Annotated in this window: 20 protein-coding genes and 3 tRNA genes; 14 read left to right on the top strand and 9 right to left on the bottom strand. The window is 67.2% G+C overall.

The window, feature by feature from the left end; all coding sequences use genetic code 11:
- Window positions 1-87: 87 nt before the first annotated feature.
- Window positions 88-348, bottom strand: a complete 261-nt coding sequence (locus tag PQV94_RS14885) for a glutaredoxin family protein (RefSeq protein WP_274286542.1) — start codon at window positions 346-348, stop codon at window positions 88-90.
- A 162-nt stretch (window positions 349-510) separates the two neighbouring features.
- On the opposite strand from PQV94_RS14885, the gene PQV94_RS14880 reads away from it, so the two are divergent.
- Entirely contained in the window at window positions 511-1,665 is a 1,155-nt protein-coding gene (locus PQV94_RS14880; RefSeq protein WP_274286541.1) for a glycosyltransferase, read from the top strand.
- A gap of 9 nt (window positions 1,666-1,674) precedes the next feature.
- On the opposite strand, the gene PQV94_RS14875 is transcribed toward PQV94_RS14880, so the two are convergent.
- A complete protein-coding gene (locus tag PQV94_RS14875; RefSeq protein ID WP_274286540.1) occupies window positions 1,675-2,829 on the bottom strand; it encodes a polysaccharide deacetylase family protein in 1,155 nt (384 codons plus the stop codon).
- Between the two features lie 174 nt (window positions 2,830-3,003).
- Here PQV94_RS14875 and PQV94_RS14870 point away from each other — a divergent pair, with 174 nt between their 5' ends.
- The 4 genes from PQV94_RS14870 to PQV94_RS14855 all read left to right on the top strand — a co-directional run bounded on the left by PQV94_RS14870 (window position 3,004) and on the right by PQV94_RS14855 (window position 8,177).
- Window positions 3,004-4,704 (top strand): AMP-binding protein, encoded by a 1,701-nt coding sequence (locus PQV94_RS14870; RefSeq protein ID WP_274286539.1) that lies wholly within the window; start codon window positions 3,004-3,006, stop codon window positions 4,702-4,704.
- A gap of 69 nt (window positions 4,705-4,773) precedes the next feature.
- Window positions 4,774-5,604, top strand: a complete 831-nt coding sequence (locus PQV94_RS14865) for a PhzF family phenazine biosynthesis protein (RefSeq protein ID WP_274286538.1) — start codon at window positions 4,774-4,776, stop codon at window positions 5,602-5,604.
- A gap of 135 nt (window positions 5,605-5,739) precedes the next feature.
- On the top strand, window positions 5,740-6,396 hold the full coding sequence (locus tag PQV94_RS14860) for a fasciclin domain-containing protein (protein ID WP_274286537.1): 657 nt from the start codon (window positions 5,740-5,742) through the stop codon (window positions 6,394-6,396).
- A 59-nt stretch (window positions 6,397-6,455) separates the two neighbouring features.
- A complete protein-coding gene (locus PQV94_RS14855; protein ID WP_274286536.1) occupies window positions 6,456-8,177 on the top strand; it encodes a molybdopterin-dependent oxidoreductase in 1,722 nt (573 codons plus the stop codon).
- Window positions 8,178-8,288: 111 nt separating this feature from the next.
- Here the strand turns inward: PQV94_RS14855 and PQV94_RS14850 are convergent, their stop codons facing one another.
- On the bottom strand, window positions 8,289-8,594 hold the full coding sequence (locus tag PQV94_RS14850) for a heavy-metal-associated domain-containing protein (RefSeq protein ID WP_274286535.1): 306 nt from the start codon (window positions 8,592-8,594) through the stop codon (window positions 8,289-8,291).
- A gap of 122 nt (window positions 8,595-8,716) precedes the next feature.
- Here PQV94_RS14850 and PQV94_RS14845 point away from each other — a divergent pair, with 122 nt between their 5' ends.
- The 4 genes from PQV94_RS14845 (at window position 8,717) to PQV94_RS14830 (ending at window position 10,259) form a co-directional block, all read left to right on the top strand.
- Complete coding sequence (locus PQV94_RS14845) at window positions 8,717-9,334, top strand: hypothetical protein (RefSeq protein WP_274286534.1); 618 nt, start codon at window positions 8,717-8,719, stop codon at window positions 9,332-9,334.
- A 45-nt stretch (window positions 9,335-9,379) separates the two neighbouring features.
- Window positions 9,380-9,517, top strand: coding sequence for a hypothetical protein (locus tag PQV94_RS14840; RefSeq protein ID WP_274286533.1), 138 nt, complete (start codon window positions 9,380-9,382; stop codon window positions 9,515-9,517).
- A gap of 162 nt (window positions 9,518-9,679) precedes the next feature.
- The gene (locus PQV94_RS14835) at window positions 9,680-10,069 is read left to right on the top strand and encodes a hypothetical protein (protein ID WP_274286532.1); all 390 of its coding nucleotides are present in this window, start codon (window positions 9,680-9,682) and stop codon (window positions 10,067-10,069) included.
- On the top strand, window positions 10,056-10,259 hold the full coding sequence (locus tag PQV94_RS14830; RefSeq protein ID WP_274286531.1) for a helix-turn-helix transcriptional regulator: 204 nt from the start codon (window positions 10,056-10,058) through the stop codon (window positions 10,257-10,259). Before PQV94_RS14835 ends, PQV94_RS14830 begins: the two co-directional genes overlap by 14 nt.
- Window positions 10,260-10,293: 34 nt before the next feature.
- Here PQV94_RS14830 and PQV94_RS14825 read toward each other — a convergent pair whose 3' ends face one another.
- Both PQV94_RS14825 and PQV94_RS14820 read right to left on the bottom strand, forming a co-directional pair.
- Window positions 10,294-10,920 (bottom strand): hypothetical protein, encoded by a 627-nt coding sequence (locus PQV94_RS14825; protein WP_274286530.1) that lies wholly within the window; start codon window positions 10,918-10,920, stop codon window positions 10,294-10,296.
- A gap of 144 nt (window positions 10,921-11,064) precedes the next feature.
- On the bottom strand, window positions 11,065-12,087 hold the full coding sequence (locus tag PQV94_RS14820; protein WP_274286529.1) for an aldo/keto reductase: 1,023 nt from the start codon (window positions 12,085-12,087) through the stop codon (window positions 11,065-11,067).
- 93 nt (window positions 12,088-12,180) lie between these two features.
- Between PQV94_RS14820 and PQV94_RS14815 the strand changes: the two genes are divergently transcribed.
- Window positions 12,181-12,756, top strand: a complete 576-nt coding sequence (locus PQV94_RS14815) for a TetR/AcrR family transcriptional regulator (RefSeq protein WP_274286528.1) — start codon at window positions 12,181-12,183, stop codon at window positions 12,754-12,756.
- 156 nt (window positions 12,757-12,912) lie between these two features.
- Here the strand turns inward: PQV94_RS14815 and PQV94_RS14810 are convergent, their stop codons facing one another.
- Window positions 12,913-14,016 (bottom strand): sensor histidine kinase, encoded by a 1,104-nt coding sequence (locus PQV94_RS14810; RefSeq protein ID WP_274286527.1) that lies wholly within the window; start codon window positions 14,014-14,016, stop codon window positions 12,913-12,915.
- A 402-nt stretch (window positions 14,017-14,418) separates the two neighbouring features.
- Between PQV94_RS14810 and PQV94_RS14805 the strand changes: the two genes are divergently transcribed.
- The 4 genes from PQV94_RS14805 to PQV94_RS14790 all read left to right on the top strand — a co-directional run bounded on the left by PQV94_RS14805 (window position 14,419) and on the right by PQV94_RS14790 (window position 16,914).
- The gene (locus PQV94_RS14805; protein WP_274286526.1) at window positions 14,419-15,069 is read left to right on the top strand and encodes a response regulator; all 651 of its coding nucleotides are present in this window, start codon (window positions 14,419-14,421) and stop codon (window positions 15,067-15,069) included.
- A 165-nt stretch (window positions 15,070-15,234) separates the two neighbouring features.
- Window positions 15,235-16,257 carry a hypothetical protein gene (locus PQV94_RS14800; protein WP_274286525.1) on the top strand — a complete coding sequence of 341 codons (1,023 nt, stop codon included), beginning with the start codon at window positions 15,235-15,237 and terminating at the stop codon, window positions 16,255-16,257.
- A gap of 37 nt (window positions 16,258-16,294) precedes the next feature.
- Window positions 16,295-16,711 carry a hypothetical protein gene (locus PQV94_RS14795; protein ID WP_274286524.1) on the top strand — a complete coding sequence of 139 codons (417 nt, stop codon included), beginning with the start codon at window positions 16,295-16,297 and terminating at the stop codon, window positions 16,709-16,711.
- A gap of 29 nt (window positions 16,712-16,740) precedes the next feature.
- Window positions 16,741-16,914 carry a hypothetical protein gene (locus tag PQV94_RS14790; protein ID WP_274286523.1) on the top strand — a complete coding sequence of 58 codons (174 nt, stop codon included), beginning with the start codon at window positions 16,741-16,743 and terminating at the stop codon, window positions 16,912-16,914.
- Between the two features lie 204 nt (window positions 16,915-17,118).
- Here the strand turns inward: PQV94_RS14790 and PQV94_RS14785 are convergent.
- The 3 genes from PQV94_RS14785 to PQV94_RS14775 form a co-directional block, all read right to left on the bottom strand.
- A tRNA-Phe gene (locus PQV94_RS14785) sits at window positions 17,119-17,191 on the bottom strand.
- A gap of 81 nt (window positions 17,192-17,272) precedes the next feature.
- Window positions 17,273-17,346, bottom strand: a tRNA-Asp gene (locus tag PQV94_RS14780).
- A gap of 27 nt (window positions 17,347-17,373) precedes the next feature.
- Window positions 17,374-17,446 (bottom strand) — tRNA-Glu (locus PQV94_RS14775).
- Between the last annotated feature and the right edge of the window lie 219 nt (window positions 17,447-17,665).

The following is a 17,665-nucleotide window of genomic DNA, read 5'->3' as shown; positions in this document are numbered from 1 at the left end:
CTGATTCCGGCGGAAGCCGGAATCAGTGTACGGGGAGCGGTCCCACGCTCCGTCGCACCCGCATCCCGCCGAGAAGCGGGGAGCCGCTCAGATGATCGACAGCTCGCGAAGCTTCGCGTCGACGTCCGCGTTGGACGGCTCGACGTGGTGGGTCGCATCGGGATAGACCACGACAGGGATGTTGGTGCGGCCGGAGATCTCGCGGGCGACATCGGCGGCGGCCGGGTCGGCCTCGAGGTCGACGTAGGTGTACTCCACGCCCAGCTCGTCGAGCTGAGCCTTCGTGCGGCGGCAGTCGCGGCACCACTCGGCGCCGAACATCGTGATGCCGGATCCCGTTTCGCTCATGAATTCCAGCGTACGGGTAAACAGCCCGTGATCGGGTGGTTACGAGTTGGCTAGCGGATTCCTATGTGGATGCTCAACCCCAGGGAATTGACATGACGAGCGTGCCAGGATGAACAATGTCGCCCGCATTCGGGCGTTCACAGCTTCCATCAGGCGGTGCAAATGCAGGTCACGGTCATCGTCCCCACGTTCAACGAGGCGCCCAATGTGGCCGAGCTCGTGCGTCGGGTCGCCGCAACCGCGAAGGGCTTCAGCGTCGACATCCTCTTCGTCGACGACAGTACGGACGAGACGCCCGACGTCATCCGTCGCGTGGCGTCCACCGCCAGCATCCCCGTTCGCCTCATCCACCGCGACGACCCCGCGGGCGGTCTGAGCGGAGCCGTCGTCGCGGGCTTGGATGCCGCGCCCAGCGATGTCTGCATCGTCATGGACGGCGACCTGCAGCATCCGCCGGAGGACATTGCGCGCCTCGTCGCGCGCTACCTGCACGGCGACGTCGACGTGGTGGTGGCTTCGCGCTACACCGCCGACGGCACCGCTGGTGGGCTCGCCGATCGTTCTCGTGTGATCGTCTCTCGCGGCTCGACCGCCGTGACGAAGGCGATGTTCCCGATCCGCCTGCGCGAGGTCACCGACCCGATGACCGGGTTCTTCCTCGTGGACCGTCGGGCCATCGACCTCGACCAGCTGCGCCCGCGCGGCTTCAAGATCCTGCTGGAGATCCTCGCTCGTCGGTCGCTGCGCGTGGCCGAGATCCCGTTCGCGTTCGCGGACCGGTTCGCGGGTGCGTCGAAGGCCTCGTTCTCGCAGGGCATCTCGTTCCTGACGCAGCTGGCGATGCTCCGCTTCGGCAAGATGTCCGCCTTCGCGCTCATCGGTGCGCTGGGGGCCGTGGCCAACGTCGCGATCGTCTGGCTGCTCTCGCACGCCGGCGTCCACGACCTGGCCGCCATGATCATCGCCGCGGAGACGACGATCATCGCCAACTTCCTGCTGCAGGAGCGCTTCGTCTTCCAGGACATGCGTGAGCAGGCGTCCGGGATCGGCAGCAGGTTCGCGAAGTCGTTCTCGTTCAACAACATCGAGCTGCTCATCCGCATCCCGATCACGACGCTGATGATCTCGACCTGGCACATCTCGGTGGTCATCGCGACCGCCGTCACCCTCGTCGCCGCCTTCGTGGTGCGCTTCCTGTTCCACTCGCTCGTGGTCTACGCACCCCGCCGCGCCTCGTCGCCGCGCCCGGCGCCCTCGCGGGCACGGTACTTCGTCGAGGAGATCGACCGTCAGGCGATCTCGCCCGGGGAGATCTGATCCGGCAGATCAGCCGATCAGGTTGATGAGGTCCTGCAGGCCCATCCCGTAGTTGATGCGCACCGTCGGAAGCGCGAGCTTGTCGGTCCCTGCGCGCACGTAGCCGGGTTCAATCGTGCGGGCCATCTCGTAACCGGCCTGGCGCAGGCCCTCTTTCGCCGTGTCGTTGTAGTGGCCGTAGGGATAGGCCATGACTTCCTTGGCGCCCAGGATCTGTGCAGAGGTGTTCATATCGGCGACGATCTGGTCGACCGAGTAGTTGACCATCCGCCCCTTGCCGTTGTCGCCGGCCGTGTGCATGTCGTGGGTGTGCGAGCGCTGCAGCACGTGCAGCCCGGGCGACGGTGCCTGTCGGGCACCGGTGATGACGAACGACGTCGTCAGCACCTGGTACTTCTCGACCACGGGAACCGCCAGATCCAGCCAGGTCTGGTCGGCGTCGTCGTCGGTGACGATCACGGACTGGTGGGGAAGGAAGAGCCGGCCGTCGATGAAGGCGCTGAGCTCATCCCAGGTCGGCAGGTAGAACTGCTTCTCGGCGATGTAGGCCATGTGCGCGTCGAAGTCGTTGATGTACGCGTAGTTGCCCTTGAGCCAGCCGTCCTCGCCCTCGGGGCGGGTCGTGAACTGGTGGTACATGAGGATCGGGACGCCGACGTTCTCGCTCGCCACTTCTTCCGGCGTCTTCCACGCGCCGTAGAGCGTGATCTCTTTGTCGGTGCACGTCACGATGTCGGCGCCGTTCACGCGCGCCGGGATGGTGAGCGCCTGTGCGTCGGCCGCAGTCGCGTACCACCCGGCGAAGACGGCGCCCTCCCGGCTCGGGATCGGCAGATAGGCGTAGAGCTTGCCCTCTGACTGCAGCTGAGGCGGCTCGGCGATGCCGTCGCCGGCGAAGCTCACGGCGCACGCGGCCGGGTCGTCGCTGTCGGCGAGCAGCTGCTGGCTCGCGGTGAGAGGTGTGGGCGTGGGTGTGGGAGTCGACGTCGACTCGCCGGGATCCGCCTGAGCCGCCGGTGAGGGAGCTGACGTCATCCCCCGCACGACCGCCACCACACCGACGACGATCAGAACGACCGCGAGCGCGGCGACGATCGCAGCCAGGGCTCTCCTGCGGCGCAGCACCGAGCGGCGTCCACGTTGCTGTCGTCTGGTCGTGTGCATGGTTCCGAGACCTCCTGGCCGGCTCCCCCTGGCGGCGACGACCGCACCGATGCTATCGGGCATCACCTGGGAGAGGATGCCGCGGCCCGCACATACCCCGTCCTAGACTGACCGGACGGTGCCAGAGCCCGCTCGCGAGCGCCGCATCCTCTCCCCGTCGAGAACGAAGACACGATGCTCCACTCCGCCGCCGGCCGCGCATTCCGCGAGGCCAGGGACTTCCTGCTCGCCCACTCCCACGACATCGAGGCCGCTCGCGCGGGGTTCGTCTGGCCCGACGTGGGAGACCACTTCAACTGGGCCGTCGACTGGTTCGACGAGATCGCCCTCGGCAACGACCGGCTCGCCCTGCGGGTGCTCGAGGAGGACGGCACCGAGGCGTCACGCACGTACGACGAGATGCGCGTGCGCTCCGACCGTGTCGCGAACTGGCTGCGCGACGCGGGTGTGCGCCGCGGCGACGCCGTGATGCTCATGCTCGACAACCGGGTCGAGCTCTGGGAGGCGATGCTCGCCATCATGAAGCTGGGTGCCGTCATCCTGCCGACCTCGGTCGTGCTCGGACCCGACGATCTGGCCGAGCGCATCGAGCGCGCGGGCGTCCGCGTCGTGATCGCGGATGCGGCGGATGCCGAGAAGTTCGACGGGCTCGATCCTGAGCTGGTGCGGGTCGTCGTGGGCGGAGACCGAGAGGGCTGGGCCTCGTTCACGGATGCGGACGCCGCATCCGACGAGCGCCCAGGCGTCGTCGTGGACTCCACCGACACGGCGATCGTCTACTTCACCTCCGGAACGACTTCGCGTCCGAAGATGGTCGAGCACACGCACGTCTCGTACCCGGTGGGTCACCTCAGCACGATGTACTGGATCGGCGTGCGCCCTGGCGACGTGCACATGACCATCAGTGCGCCCGGCTGGGGCAAGCACGCCTGGAGCCTGTTCTTCTCGCCGTGGATCGCCGAGGCGACCGTGTTCGTCTACAACTACCGCCGCTTCGACGCGGTGGCCCTCGCCGGCGAGCTCGACCATGCGGGCGTCAACACGTTCTGCGCGCCGCCGACGGTGTGGCGCATGCTCATCCAGGCCGACCTCGAGCACAAGCCGCGGGCGCTTCGCGAGTTGCTGTCGGCGGGCGAACCGCTCAACCCCGAGGTGATCGCCACGATCGAGCGCCGGTGGGGCATCCAGATCCGCGACGGATACGGGCAGACCGAGCTGACGGCCGTCATCGGCAACACCCCCGGTGTGGCGCTCAAGCCCGGATCCATGGGGCGTGCGCTTCCCGGCGTCGAGATCGTGCTGCTGGATCCGCTCACCGGCGAGGTGGCTGACGAGGGGGAGATCTGTCTGCCCACGGCCCCCGTGCGGCCGCTCAACCTCACGCCCGGCTACATCGGAGAGCCCGAACGCACCGCCAAGGTCGAGCACGACGGGTACTACCACACGAGCGATGTCGCCGTCCGTGACGCGGAGGGCTTCCTGACGTTCGTGGGGCGCACGGACGACGTGTTCAAGGCCAGCGACTTCAAGGTGTCGCCGTTCGAGGTGGAGTCGATCCTGCTCGAGCACCCGGCCGTGGCCGAGGCCGGTGTCGTCGGCGCCCCGGATGCGGTGCGGCTGAACGTGGTGAAGGCCTACGTCGCGCTCGCCGCGGGCGTGGAACCGGACGCGGCGACGGCACGCAGCATCCTCGCCCACGCGCGCGAGCACATGCCGCCCTACATGCGGGTGCGCCGGGTCGAGTTCTTCGAGCTGCCCAAGACGATCTCCGGCAAGATCCGCCGTGTCGAATTGCGTGAGCGCGAGGAGGCGGCCGGGACCGAGCGCATCGGCTCCGAGTTCCGCGAGAGCGACTTCCCCGACCTCAAGGGCTGAGCCTCGGGCGGTCCACGCACACACGGGTGGACCGGGGCCGGGACGCTCACGCGTGGGTAGCGTGAGAGCGTGAGCGAGATCGAGCACTGGACCGCCTTCTCCGACGACCCGGCCGGCGGCAACCCGGCGGGTGTCGTGCGCCGAGCCGAGGGCTGGAGCGACGAGCGGATGCAGCGCACCGCCGCCGACCTCGGTTACGCCGAGTCCGCCTTCACGACGACGGATGCGGACGGCGCCCGCCGCATCCGGTACTTCTCCCCGATCGCCGAAGTGCCCTTCTGCGGTCACGCGACGGTCGCCACGGCCGCGGCGCTCGCAGAGCGAGACGGCGACGGCCGCTTCGTGTTCGAGACCGCGGCGGGCGCGATCGAGATCACGACGCGGTCGGACGAGCGCGGGCGCATCGTGTCGTTCACGAGCGTGGAACCGGATGCGGCAGAGCTGGCGCCGGCGACCTTGGACGAGATCACGGCGCTGCTCGGAATCGACAGGCAGGCGCTGCATCCGTCGTATCCGCCGGCTCTCGCGTACGGAGGGAACTGGCATCCGCTGCTCGTGCTCGCCGAGCGCCCGGTGTTCGACGCGTTCGTCTTCGACCCCGCCGCCGCGCGCCGCCTGCTGGATGCGAACGGGTGGCCGGCCACGATCATCGTGCTCTGGCCCGAGAGCGACACGCTCTGGCATGCACGCAACATCTTCCCCGTCGGCACTGTTTCCGAGGACCCGGCCACGGGCGCCGCGGCCGCGGCAACGGGCGGGTACCTGCGCAGCCGGGGCCTGGCTCCGCGCCGCATCCGGATCCGTCAGGGCGCGCACGTCGGTCGGCCCAGCGAACTGGATGTGGACGTGACCTCCTCGGGCGGAATCGTCGTGTCCGGACGGGCCGTACGCACTCGCTAGAAATTCTTCCCATCCGTTTCAGAGAGCACGCCGAACAGAGGATGTACGCCGCAAGAGTGCGGCTGCCTCGCTCCCGGCACCGGGGCGTGTTCTGAACGAGTCGGTACACAGCGACTCTCTGATTCGGAGGACATCATGCGCACCAACAAGAAGCACCTCTTCGGCGGCCTCACCCTTCTCGCCGTCGCCGGATTCGCGCTCGCAGGTTGTGCGGGCGGATCGGCCGGCACGTCCGAGAGCACCATGGCGCCCGAGACCTCGACGGCGGCACCGATGCCCAGCAAGACGATGGATGCGGCATCCGACCTCGTCGGCGCCGGCTGCGCCGACTACGCCGCGATGGTTCCGAGCGGTGCGGGCTCGGTCGAGGGCATGTCGCTGGACCCGGTCGCGACGGCCGCATCCAACAACCCGCTGCTCACGACCCTCGTGTCGGCCGTCAGCGGCAAGCTGAACCCCGACGTGAACCTCGTCGACACGCTCAACGGCAGCGAGTTCACGGTCTTCGCGCCCGTCGACGACGCCTTCGCGAAGATCGACGCCGCGACCATCGACTCGCTGAAGACCGACAGCGCGGCTCTGACCAAGATCCTCACCTACCACGTGGTCCCCGGCCAGATCGCGCCGAGCGCCATCGACGGCACGCACACCACGGTCGAGGGTCAGGACGTGACGGTGACCGGCAGCGGTGACAACATCATGGTCAACGGCGCCAAGGTCATCTGCGGTGGCGTGAAGACGAAGAACGCGACCGTGTACCTCATCGACTCGGTGCTGATGCCCCCCATGTGATCCCTGAACACTGACGACACCCCGGCGTGAATCGCCGGACCGGCGAGCGGAGACCGACCATGACACGACTGCGGATGCGCACGACGTGGGGTTGGGCTTCGCTCGCCGGTGTCGTTGCGGCAGCGGCCTTCCTCGCGGTCAGCGAGGCGGTCGCCGCCCTCGTCTCGCGCGGCACCAGTCCCCTGATCGCCGTCGGGTCGTTCGTCATCGACATCGTGCCGCGTCCGCTCAAGGAGTTCGCGATCTCGACGTTCGGCACCGCCGACAAAGCGGTGCTGCTCGCCTCCCTCGCGGTGGCCGTGGTGATCGCGGCCGCCGTCATCGGCATCGTCGAGACCCTCCGACCGCTGTGGGGCGTCGTGCTCTTCGCGCTCGCCGCAGCCCTCGCGACCGCCGCCGTGGTCACGCGCGCGGATGCGGGTGCCCTGGCCGGTGTGGCGTGCATCGCCGGCGCCGCCGTCGGCATCTGGATGCTGATGCTGCTCACCTCTCGCCTTCGCCGCTGGAAGCTCGCCGCCGCGGCTGCCACTGTCTCTGTTCAAGGGACCCGTGATGCGGCCTCCGGCGCGATTCCGCCGCATCCTGCGTCCCTCGAAGCGGATGATGCCGCCACAAGTCCTGTTGAAGTGACCCGTGATGCGGGCTCGGGCGGCTCGGTACCGCATCTCGCGTCCCCCGAACGACGCCCGAAGCGGGCGCCGTCCGAGATGCAGCTGGACCGCCGCGGGTTCTTCCTCCTCACCGGCATCGTCGCCGCATCCGCCGTCGTGGTGGGCCTCGGAGCGCGGGCGCTGAACGCGACGACCGCATCGATCCGGCAGATCCGCGATGCCCTCCGGCTGCCGGCGCCGAAGACGACGGTTCCGATCCCGCAGGGCGCGGAGCTCGACATCGACGGGATCTCGCCCCTCTTCACCCCCAACGCGGACTTCTACCGCGTCGACACCGCGCTGACGATTCCCACCGTGGACCCGAACACGTGGCGCCTCGTCGTCGACGGCATGGTCGACAAGCGCGTCGAGCTGAGCTTCGACGACCTTCTCGCCCTCGGACTCGACGAGTACGTGATCACGCTCACATGCGTCTCGAACGAGGTCGGCGGCGACCTCGTGGGCAACGCGCGGTGGCTCGGCGTTCCGGTGCGCACCGTGCTCGCCGCCGCCGGTGTGCAGTCCGGGGCCGACATGGTGCTCTCGCGCAGCGTCGACGGCTTCACCGCATCCACTCCGCTCGAAACCCTCACCGACCCCGGCATCGACGCCATCCTCGCGGTCGGGATGAACGGCGAACCGCTGCCGCTGGAGCACGGCTTCCCCGTGCGGATGGTTGTTCCCGGTCTCTACGGCTACGTGTCGGCGACGAAGTGGGTGGAGGAGCTGAAGGTCACGACCTTCGCCGCTGACACCGCATACTGGACGCCCCGAGGCTACAGCGACCGTGCCCCCATCAAGCTGTCGTCACGCGTCGACACTCCCAAGCTCGGCAAGCCGGTGGCCGCGGGCAAGGTGCCGATCGCCGGCATGGCCTGGGCGCAGGGCGTCGGCATCTCGGCCGTCGAGGTGAGCATCGACGATGGCGAGTGGCAGCGCGCGACGCTCTCCTCGCCTGTGAACAAGGATGCCTGGGTGCAGTGGGTGCTCGAGTGGGATGCGACGCCCGGCTCGCACTACATCGCGGTGCGGGCGATCGATGCGGCGGGCAAGCTGCAGATCGAGCAGCCGGCCCCCGTCGCCCCCGACGGGTCGTCCGGCTGGCAGCGCACGCTCGTGACCGTGAGCTGACGCGCCGGCCACCCCTTTACTTCCCGCGAGACTGCATTTGCGCCACGAGATAATGGGTATTACCCCTGATCTCGTGACCACAATGCAGTCTCGCGAGCGCGCGGGCGCGGCTCAGACGAGCGAGTAGCCCGCTTCGTCGATCGCCGCGGCGATCGCCTGCGCGTCGACGGGGGATGCGGAGCGGAAGGTGACGCGCGACGCGCCGCCGGCCTGTAGGTCGACGGAGACGTCGGTCACGCCGTCGATCGCGGTGAGCTCCTGGGTGACGGCCGAAACACAGTGCGCGCACGTCATCCCGGTGACGAGGATCTCCTGGGCGTCGGCCGCTGCCGGCTCGGATGCGTGGTGGTCGCCGTGACCGCCGCAGGCGCAGGCCGCCTTGGGCTCGGTGCGGCCGAACTCGATGGGTTGAATCATGTGTGCTCCGTTCCACGGCTCAGCATACCCCCAGGGGGTATCTGGTGCGAGAGGGTTGGGGCTCACTCTACGGCGATGTGGATAACCATCCGGCCGCTCGGCGTCGTCTGTAAGCTCCCTCCGTGCCGACCTCTCGCCCGCTCACCCGACTCTTCGCCGCCCTCGCACTCGGATGCGGGGCCGCGCTGCTCGCATCGTGCGCCGCCGCTGCTCCCGCCCCTGCCGGTTCGGAGCCGGCCGCCGGCGGTGGACAGTCGCCCGAGCCGGCTGCCGGAGGCTCGCAGGGCGGCGGTGCATACACGGTGGCGGATGTCGTCGAACGCTATCCCTCGTGCGCCGCCATCGGTGCGCTCGTCTCCGCACAGATCGAGGGGATGGAGCTCGTGGACGATGCCGTCGACAGTGAGTCCGTGCGCTGCATGTGGAAGTCGCCCACCAATGCCGATGTCATCGCGTCCTTCGGCGCGACCGTCGACGCCAACACGGGCGCGGGCGACGTTCCCACGAAGGACATCATCGAGCTCTCCGGACTCGAGTACGTGCCGGATGCAGGACTCGAGGCCGCAGGTGGCATCGCGAACCTGGGCCGCGCCGTCGGAGACCTCCGGAGTCTGACGACGGTCACGAACGTGCCCGGTGTCTACGTGACGCTCACGCAGACGAAGCTCGGAGTCGATCCCGACTTCGGCGGCACCCCGGCCGTCGCCGCCGCGAAGCAGCTGCTCGGCATCGACGGCTGACGTCGCGACGACCCTCGCCTCCTCGAGCGGTTCTACGCTCGAGGAGTGACCTCTCGACAGCCCCCGTGGGTGTGCCCCACCTGCGGCGACGCGCTGCGCTTCGAGTTCCTCGACGACGAGGCCTTCCTCGTCGCGTGGTCGTGCCTGAACTGCGGACTCGCCCGCGTCACCGAACCCGCCTGACCCGCGTCCCTCCCATCCGGTCGTTGCGCGAGCACTCTCCCACCCGGTCGTTGAGCGAGGGCAGCGAGACGAAACGCGACGTCAAGCCGTCTTGACATCATGGATGCCTGGACCTAACGTCGCTGGTCAAGAGTTTTTGACATCGCGACCTGGAGGTGGCTCGTGTTCTGGAAGTACATCGCTCTTCTTCTCGGGGGAATCGCCGCCATGGCGATCAGCCTCGGGCTTGCCTACCGTTATGAGCTCGAATGGCTTCGCGTTGTCGCGTTGACCGTTCCCGTCGCCTTCGTCGGGCTCGGCGCCATGATCGTCAAGCGCCGCACGCAGCGGGCGAATCGCACAGATGGCCCGGACTCCGTCGAGTACGCGGAGGATGTGCGTGCTCGTGCGGCAGCGTACGTGTTCGCTCTGATAGCGACGGCAATCGCGTTGGCGGTCGGGGTCGCGTCACCGGCGGTGCCGAGCTGGATCATCCTTCTCGGCCTGCTGGCGGTGCTCGTGGTCGGCTATGGCATCTCCCGCCTGTGGGTGAACCGCAGTGCTCGTCAGTAACGTCCGGGCAGCCCGCCTCGCCGCGGGGCTCACGCAAGAGGAGTTGAGCCGGCGCTGCGGCGTGTCACGCCAGACGATCATCTCCATCGAACGAGGCGTGCACGCGCCGACGCTGATGCTCGCATTCCTCCTCGCTCGCGAGCTGGATCAGCGCGTCGACGCGCTGTTCGCGCTGGAGGGCACCCCGTGAACGGGGTGCCCTCCGTGTCTTGGACGATCGGGATTCAGGGGTAGCAGCCGACGCGGTTGTACTGCTGGAACAGATACACCTTGGCTTGGTCGGGGCACGGCTTCGGCAGCTGCGAGATCCCCGCGCTGGCGACGAGCAGAGCTCCCTGGATGACGCCGCACGATACCCACCCGATGCCCGGCAGGGCACATGCGGCGAGCCCGATCACTTGGATCGCTCCTCCGGTCAGTAGGTCCTGGTCGAACTTGTTGAGGATGAGAAACGGTCCGCGTGAGTCCTCACCCCACCCGAGCTGCGGGGTGACCTGGCCGGGTGCCGGCGCCGCATTGTCGTCGGGGACGAACGCGGTCAGAGGGTAAAGGCCGCCGGGGACGGCCTGATCGTCGACGGGAATCTGGAACGTGTAAAGGTCGCCGCCCTCCGCAGGCTCGACGGTGCGGGCGACGTCGCTCGCGATGAGTTCGTCGACGGCAGCCGACCACTGATCCTCGGTGAACTCCGTCTGGGCAGTGGGGGCGTCGTTGACCTCTGGTTCGGCGGCGTTGGCCGCGGGTGAGGCAAGCGCGCCTCCGGTAAGCAGGATGGCTAGGGTGCCGATGGTGAGCGCCGTACGGCGAATAAGGCCAGTTCCGAATCTTGATCTCTCCAGTGATGTATCCATCGCCCCAGCCCACCGGCCCGCTCAGCCCCTCGTCACCCCCGTTGCGCGCGCGGGAGGTCGCGTTTAGGGTCTGCGTTCCCACCCGTCGAGGGCGCTACCCCTTCTAGCGCGTCCGTGGGAGAGGTCGCGGATCCCGTGCCGCGCTCAACCCGCCATCCGCTCCGACGCGGGTCGGCGGCGGAGCGCCGACTCGCCCACCTCCGGTCCGCGGTAGACCATGTCCATCGCGCCGATGCTCTCGCCCGGCGGCACGATCGCGTCGATGCGGTCGAGCACCTCATCGGACAGCGCGACCTCCGCGCCGGCGAGCGTGGACTCCAGCTGCTCCATCGTGCGGGGCCCGATGATCGCCGAGGTCACTCCGGGGTGCGCGAGGGTGAAGGCCATCGCCAGGTGCGAGAGAGGGATGCCGACCTCATCCGCCAGTGTGACGAGTTGCTCGATCGTGGCGAGTCGGCGCTCGTCGCGGAAGTGCTGCATTCCGGTGCCGGCGCGGAAGTTGTCGTTGGTCTGGCCCGCCCGGTACTTGCCCGAGAGCGCACCGCCAGCGAGGGGACTGTAGACGAGCGTGCCCATCCCGTAGCGCTGCGCGACGGGGAGGATCTCGCGCTCGATCTCCCTGTCGAGGATCGAGTAGTTCGGCTGCTCGGTGCGGAAGCGCTCGAAGCCGCGCCGCTCGGAGGTCCACTGCGCCTCGACGATCTCGGACCCGCGCATCGATGAGGATCCGATCGCGCGGACCTTGCCCTGGCGCACCAGATCCGTCAGCGCGGAGAGGGTCTCTTCGATGTCCGTATCGGGGTCGGGTCGGTGGAGCTGGTAGAGGTCGATGTAGTCGGTGCCGAGGTTGCGGAGCGACCGCTCGACCGCTGCCATGATCCAGCGGCGGGAGGCGCCCCGGTGGTTGATGTCGTCGTCGACCGGCCCGTAGAACTTGGTGGCGAGCACGACCTGGTCGCGGCGGCCGCGGAGCGCTTCGCCGACCACCTCTTCGGAGTCGCCGTAGCGATCCGCGGTGTCGACGAAGTTGATGCCGGCGTCGAGGGCGCGGTGGATGATCCGGATGCCCTCCTGTCGATCGGGGTTGCCGTACGAGCCGAGCATCATGGCGCCGAGCGCGTAGGGGGTCACTTTGATGCCGGTGCGGCCGAGGGTGCGGTACTGCATGGGATCCTCCGGTAGTCTGTGGATGCGGAACATTGTTCCGCTCTCGCTCACAATACGGAACGCTGTTCCGTTTGGCAAGGAGGTCTCACCGACGTGTCTGCGGAACCGGCTGCCGTAGCGCCTCGTCGCCCGCGTTCGGATGCGGCCCACAACTCCGCCGCGCTCCTCGCCGCCGCACGGGTCGTGTTCGCCCGCTCGGGCGTCGATGCCCCCGCCCGTGAGATCGCCGCGGAGGCCGGCGTGGGGGTCGGAACGCTCTACCGTCACTTCCCGAACCGCGCCGAACTCGTCGCGGCCGTGTTCACGACCGAGATCGACGCGACGGCCGCGGCTGCCACCGAGCTGCTGAACGAGCTCCCGCCCGGCGAGGCTCTCGACCGGTGGGTGGAGCGGTTCACCCGGTTCGTGGCCACGAAGCAGGGCCTCTCAGCGGCGCTGATCTCCGGAGACCCAGCGTTTGAGTCTTTGCCGGCCCACCTCATCGCGAAGCTGGGCCCGGCCATCCGGATGCTCCTGGATGCGGCAGTGAATGCGGGCGAGGTGCGCTCAGGCATCGACCCGATCCAGCTGCTGCAGGCCATCGGCGACCTCAGTCACCGCGCGCCGTCAGCCGACGGTTCGCCCAACGCGATGGTCCGCCTCCTCCTCGACGGACTGCGGCTGCGCTAACCAGTGTTGTGCGCCGGTATCACGGCTCGTCGGTTTCTTCTGCGTCAGAGAGATAGCTGGCCGAGACGACACTGCTTCCGTGCAGAAAGACGAGGACCCCAGCTCTCGGAAGGCGGCGTCAGCTTCGGCGCCGAACCTCGTGCGCACGCCCGACGCTTACGGGGCGGGGTGGACACCTGGACCAGTTGGCGCAAGAGGAATCCGCGCCTGCAGGACCCACACACCTGAATTCAGATCCGATTCCAGCTCCCCGCCGTACTGGACGAGCCGCTGGCGCGCACGAAGCAGTCCGCGCCCGCTGGAGCGAGCAGCACTGCCGGGGATGGTGCGTGGAGCAACGTTCTTGACCAATAGCTCGACGAAGCCGGGCCCTTCCATGACGTCGAGGCTCGCGGCTTCCGAGGCGGGCCCGTGCTTGAGGATGTTCGTCACGGCCTCGATGGCCGTCTCCGTGAGGACCCGTTCGGCTGCCGGCGTTGCGCTGAGCGATGTCTGCGGGACCGACACGCTGGTCGGGATACCCGCGTCCTTCAACAGCGCACCCAAGGACGTCACGGCCTCAATCACGTCTCCGTCATACCGAACAGCGCGCCCGTCTGCACCGTCGGCCCGCGTCTCACGGATCAGCGACAAGAGCGACTGGATGCTCTGCAGTGCCCGCTCGGCCGAGTCCTCGATCGTGGTGAGCGACACCTGTCGGGCCGCCTCGTCTGGCTGGCGCGGAAGCGCCCGGGCGTGGAACAGCACGAGGGTGAGATCGTGCGCGATCCCATCGTGCAGTTCGTCCGCGATCTGCTCCTGCTCCTCCCGTGCAAGCGCTTCGAGATCCTTCACGACGCGGGCACGCTCCGCGACGAGGATGGCTTCGCGCGCGGTGACGATCCGGAAAGTGATGCCTACGAGAAACGCAATCGCCGCGATGCCAGCGATGCCGAAGAATCCTCCCTCCGTGAGCGATGACCCGTTCATGGCCATGTCCGCCGTGAGCACAACGAGCACGAGCCCATGGACCGTGATCACCCAGGGAGCGCACGTCGCTGCGACGATGCCGAGAGCCAAAGCGAGCTCCAGAAGGTCCCCGCCGCTTCCTGTCAGAATGGCGCCGAGGCTACAGCCGACAATGACGAGGAAAGCGGCTATCGTCGGCCGCCATGCGAAAGCGGCAAGGGCGCCGTAGAGCACAACAGCGAGCAGGTCGTCCCGTGTGAAGGGGCCCCCGGTGACGATGAAGCCCACCGAGATGCAGAGCAGCACGCTCACCACGACGAGTAGCAGGAGCCGAGCTATGGGGTGCAGCGAACGTGGTTTCCAGAACTCACCCGAGGCAAGCGTTCGCCGGATCGAGACCCGTCCGCTATCCGCGTGCGCGTGCTCTCTGATATCTCCGAGCTCCCAGGGGGTTTCAGGCACAGATGCCCAACATCTTGCACAGCCAGTCACCAAAGTCCGCGTCGGTCCCAGCAGCAGCCCGGATAAGTACTTCAAGGCTGTAGATACTCGGTGCCATGATGATGCCCCCTGTTCGAGTCGCGCATCAGGATTCCCTTGCGCTGACTCCGCGCGCTAATACTCTCGCCAACACTACTTCGCGCCATCCCGCGGACAGGGACTCATGGCCCTGAGGCTACGAATGTGCTGGGCTCACCGAGATACGTTGTGAACGTGAGTGACCCGGTGCGCGTGCTCGTCGTCGACGATGAAGCCCTTGTTCGCCACGCGTTGAGGGCATTCATCGCGGACGATCATCGGGTCATGCTCGTTGGAGAAGCAGCCGACGGATCTGAGGTTGTCGACGCTTGCAAGGCCGCAGACCCTGACGTCGTCCTGATGGATATCAAGATGCCCGATGTCAGCGGTGTCGAGGCCACTCGCAGAGTGTTGGCCTGGAACCCCCGATGTCGCGTCGTCGCCTTGACGACGTTCACTACCGAATGGCGAGCTCTGGAAGTGCTTCGTGCTGGCGCCTGCGGATACTTAGTGAAGAACTCCACTCCCGATCAGATCATCGATGCAGTCGTCGCTGCCTATGCGGGCGACCGAGTCGTCTCCCCGGAAGTGCAGGATCAGTTCGTCAGAGCAGTGATCGAGGCCGCCGAGTCGCATCAAGATGACGCCCCGGCGCTGAGCGATCGAGAGCGCAGGGTCATCGAACTGATCGCGAAGGGGCTCTCCAACGCGGAGATCGCAGCAGAGCTTCACTACGCGGAGGGCACGGTGAAGGCCGATATCCGCCACATCAATCACGTGTGGGGCGTTGAGAATCGCCTGCAGATAGTTCTCCGTGCTACTGAAATCGGGTTGATCAAGCTTTGATCTAGCCCAGTAGTTCCCAACCATGGTCCTAGGGCCATGGCCTGAATTCGGCGGCCCTTCGACTCCTATGGTCGGGGGAAGAGCGATCCACACGGGCGTTCGATGTTGTCGGCCTCCGAGCCGAGCCGACGAGGCAGCGCATGTTGCGCGGACTAGGGGAATTTCGTGATCACACGCAGGAAACTGACAGGGCTGTCGGCTGCCGCCGCAATCTCCGCGCTCGTTTTCAGTGCCACACCGGCTGGCGCAACGGAGAATGACGGGAGTGCGTCGACGCTCGAGGCGCTGCAGTCGTTCACGGATGCCGCGACAGAGCCGCAGTTCCAGACACTCGACAGCGTCGCAGAGGTTCCGACCGACGTCACCGCGACCGCCGCGATCGACGCCACGGTAGAGGGGACGAACATCGTCGTCCCCGTTGAAGCCCGGGCTCCGCTCACGCTGACCCGAGGTGATGTCACCGTCGGCATCACACTGCCCTACTCCGACGTCGCCGGCGACGCTCAGAAACTCGTCGACGGCGTCGTCTCCCACGACAACGGCAACGGCAGCGTCACTGTCCCCGTCGTGAGAGAAGAGGGCCTCGTGCAGATCGCCACGGTGATCGAGGCCTCCTCAGCCCCGACCGAGTACGCGTACGAGTTCTCCGTTGAGGGCGGCGCAAGCCTGTTTGTCGAGGACGGTACCGCCCTCGTCCGCTCCGCGTCCGGCGATCTGGTGACCATCGTCACGCCGGCATCGGCGAAGGACGCCAATGGTGTCGACGTGCCGACCCGCTACGTGGTGAATGGTGCTCGACTGACACAGGTCGTCGAGCACAGCGACACCTACGATTATCCGATCGTGGCGGCGCCCGCGGCCTCGCAGATGCTCTTCACGAGTGCGAACGTCGACACCTGGAACGGCCAGCCCCGGGTCAATCTGATGCCGGGATGGTGGACCTATGCCATCGCCGCGCCGCTGATGGATCTCGAGGGGTGGAACGAGGCAGTCGGGCAGTGGGGCGCCACGGTCCGCAACGCGCTTACCTCCAAGACCACGATGCGCCAACAGTTCTCCTGCCACGCATACGGTTCGTGGTTCGCCGGTGAGTGGAACCTCGAGAAGGCTCGTCCTACACGCACCGTGGATTGGACTTACGGCGTCGCCATTCACCGCTGCAACTGGGACACCGCCACCCAGTACTGAGTAGGCTCCGACCCAACGATCATTGGAAGGTGATGGTGTGTCCGCTACCGAAACACGGAGATGGTCGCCACGCCGCACCATCATCACCACTTCCATCGTGGTCATCGGGGTGCTGCTGGCCGTAGGCATCTGGTGGGTCACCGGGGGCCTGAACTCCTTCAGGGAGCGCCCGCTCAAAGACCTCCTCTCCTACTCCGCCGGCATCAACCCGCGGGAGGCAACAGCGGAGGTGTGCACGGAGGCGACCGGTTCCTGTGTGGAGGGATGGCGCACTGATGTCGGAGATTTCCAGCGCTTCGATTCCGTCGGGGAGGCCGAGTACTGGGAGCTGGTCCTGGGGGATGAAGGGCTGCGGAATGGCACGATCGTCCTCAACATGACCGGGGTCGACCTGTCCCTCGAACAGAAGCGGCAGGCCGTTGATGTGCTCTTCTCCGACAGAGACTGGAACTGACTAGTCAAGAACAAACTCTGGCGCCCCCGGTGAACCATCTCGGTCCACCGGGGGCGCAGCGCTTCGCTCTCGGCTGGTCGTCCGGGCCGGACAGCACCCTCATCGTCGACGACGAGGTAGCCGAGCTCGAACAGCTCGTCGCATCCGAGACTGCAGCCGAGCATCGCGATCGAGGCGAAGCCCTTGCGGTGCCCCTCATCTGAGATAGAGCGCGGCACGATGTGCGCCACCACCAGCAGCGCCGCGCGGTGTCGACCAGCCCCAGAGCGGCCCCGCCGACTCCCGACATCGGCGCAGCTCCACATAAGGACTGCGGTTCAAGCACTGCCCCTCACCGCACAAAGCAAAACCCCCGCCATGTAGAAGCTAGGCGAGGGTTTCTGGGACCGTTGTAACGACGGTCCGTGTGGCTCCGACGGGCGTCGATCCCGTGACCTCACGATTTTCAGTCGTGCGCTCTACCAACTGAGCTACAGAGCCCCGCAGCATCCGTATCGCTCGAGGCGACGCGATGCCGCGTCCTAAACGAAAGGCCCTTCGAGAAGGGCCCGTCGCTCAGAGCGACCCTGACGGGACTTGAACCCGCGACCTCCGCCGTGACAGGGCGGCACGCTAACCAACTGCGCTACAGGGCCATGCTTGTTTAATTGTATTCGGTTGTGTGACCCCAACGGGATTCGAACCCGTGCTACCGCCGTGAAAGGGCGGCGTCCTAGGCCGCTAAACGATGGGGCCGGATGAACCCTTCGGGCTCACGCTTACCGAAGAGCAAGCATAGGCGAGACTCCGGCAAATGCGAAATCGGGTCCGACCGCCCGCGCGCGTCGCTGCCCGGTGGGCCGTCGATCAGGGGAGAGGATGGCGCGGGACCGCCCGCATCCTGCGTTCGAAGAACCCGTTGCGGATGTGACTGATGTTGTTAGTGTTGTCGGTGTTGCGCCGGTGAATGAGGGG

The sequence above is a fragment of the Microbacterium sp. Clip185 genome (assembly GCF_028743715.1).
Taxonomy (GTDB): Bacteria; Actinomycetota; Actinomycetes; order Actinomycetales; family Microbacteriaceae; genus Microbacterium.
This window is presented reverse-complemented; position numbering and strand designations above follow the sequence as displayed.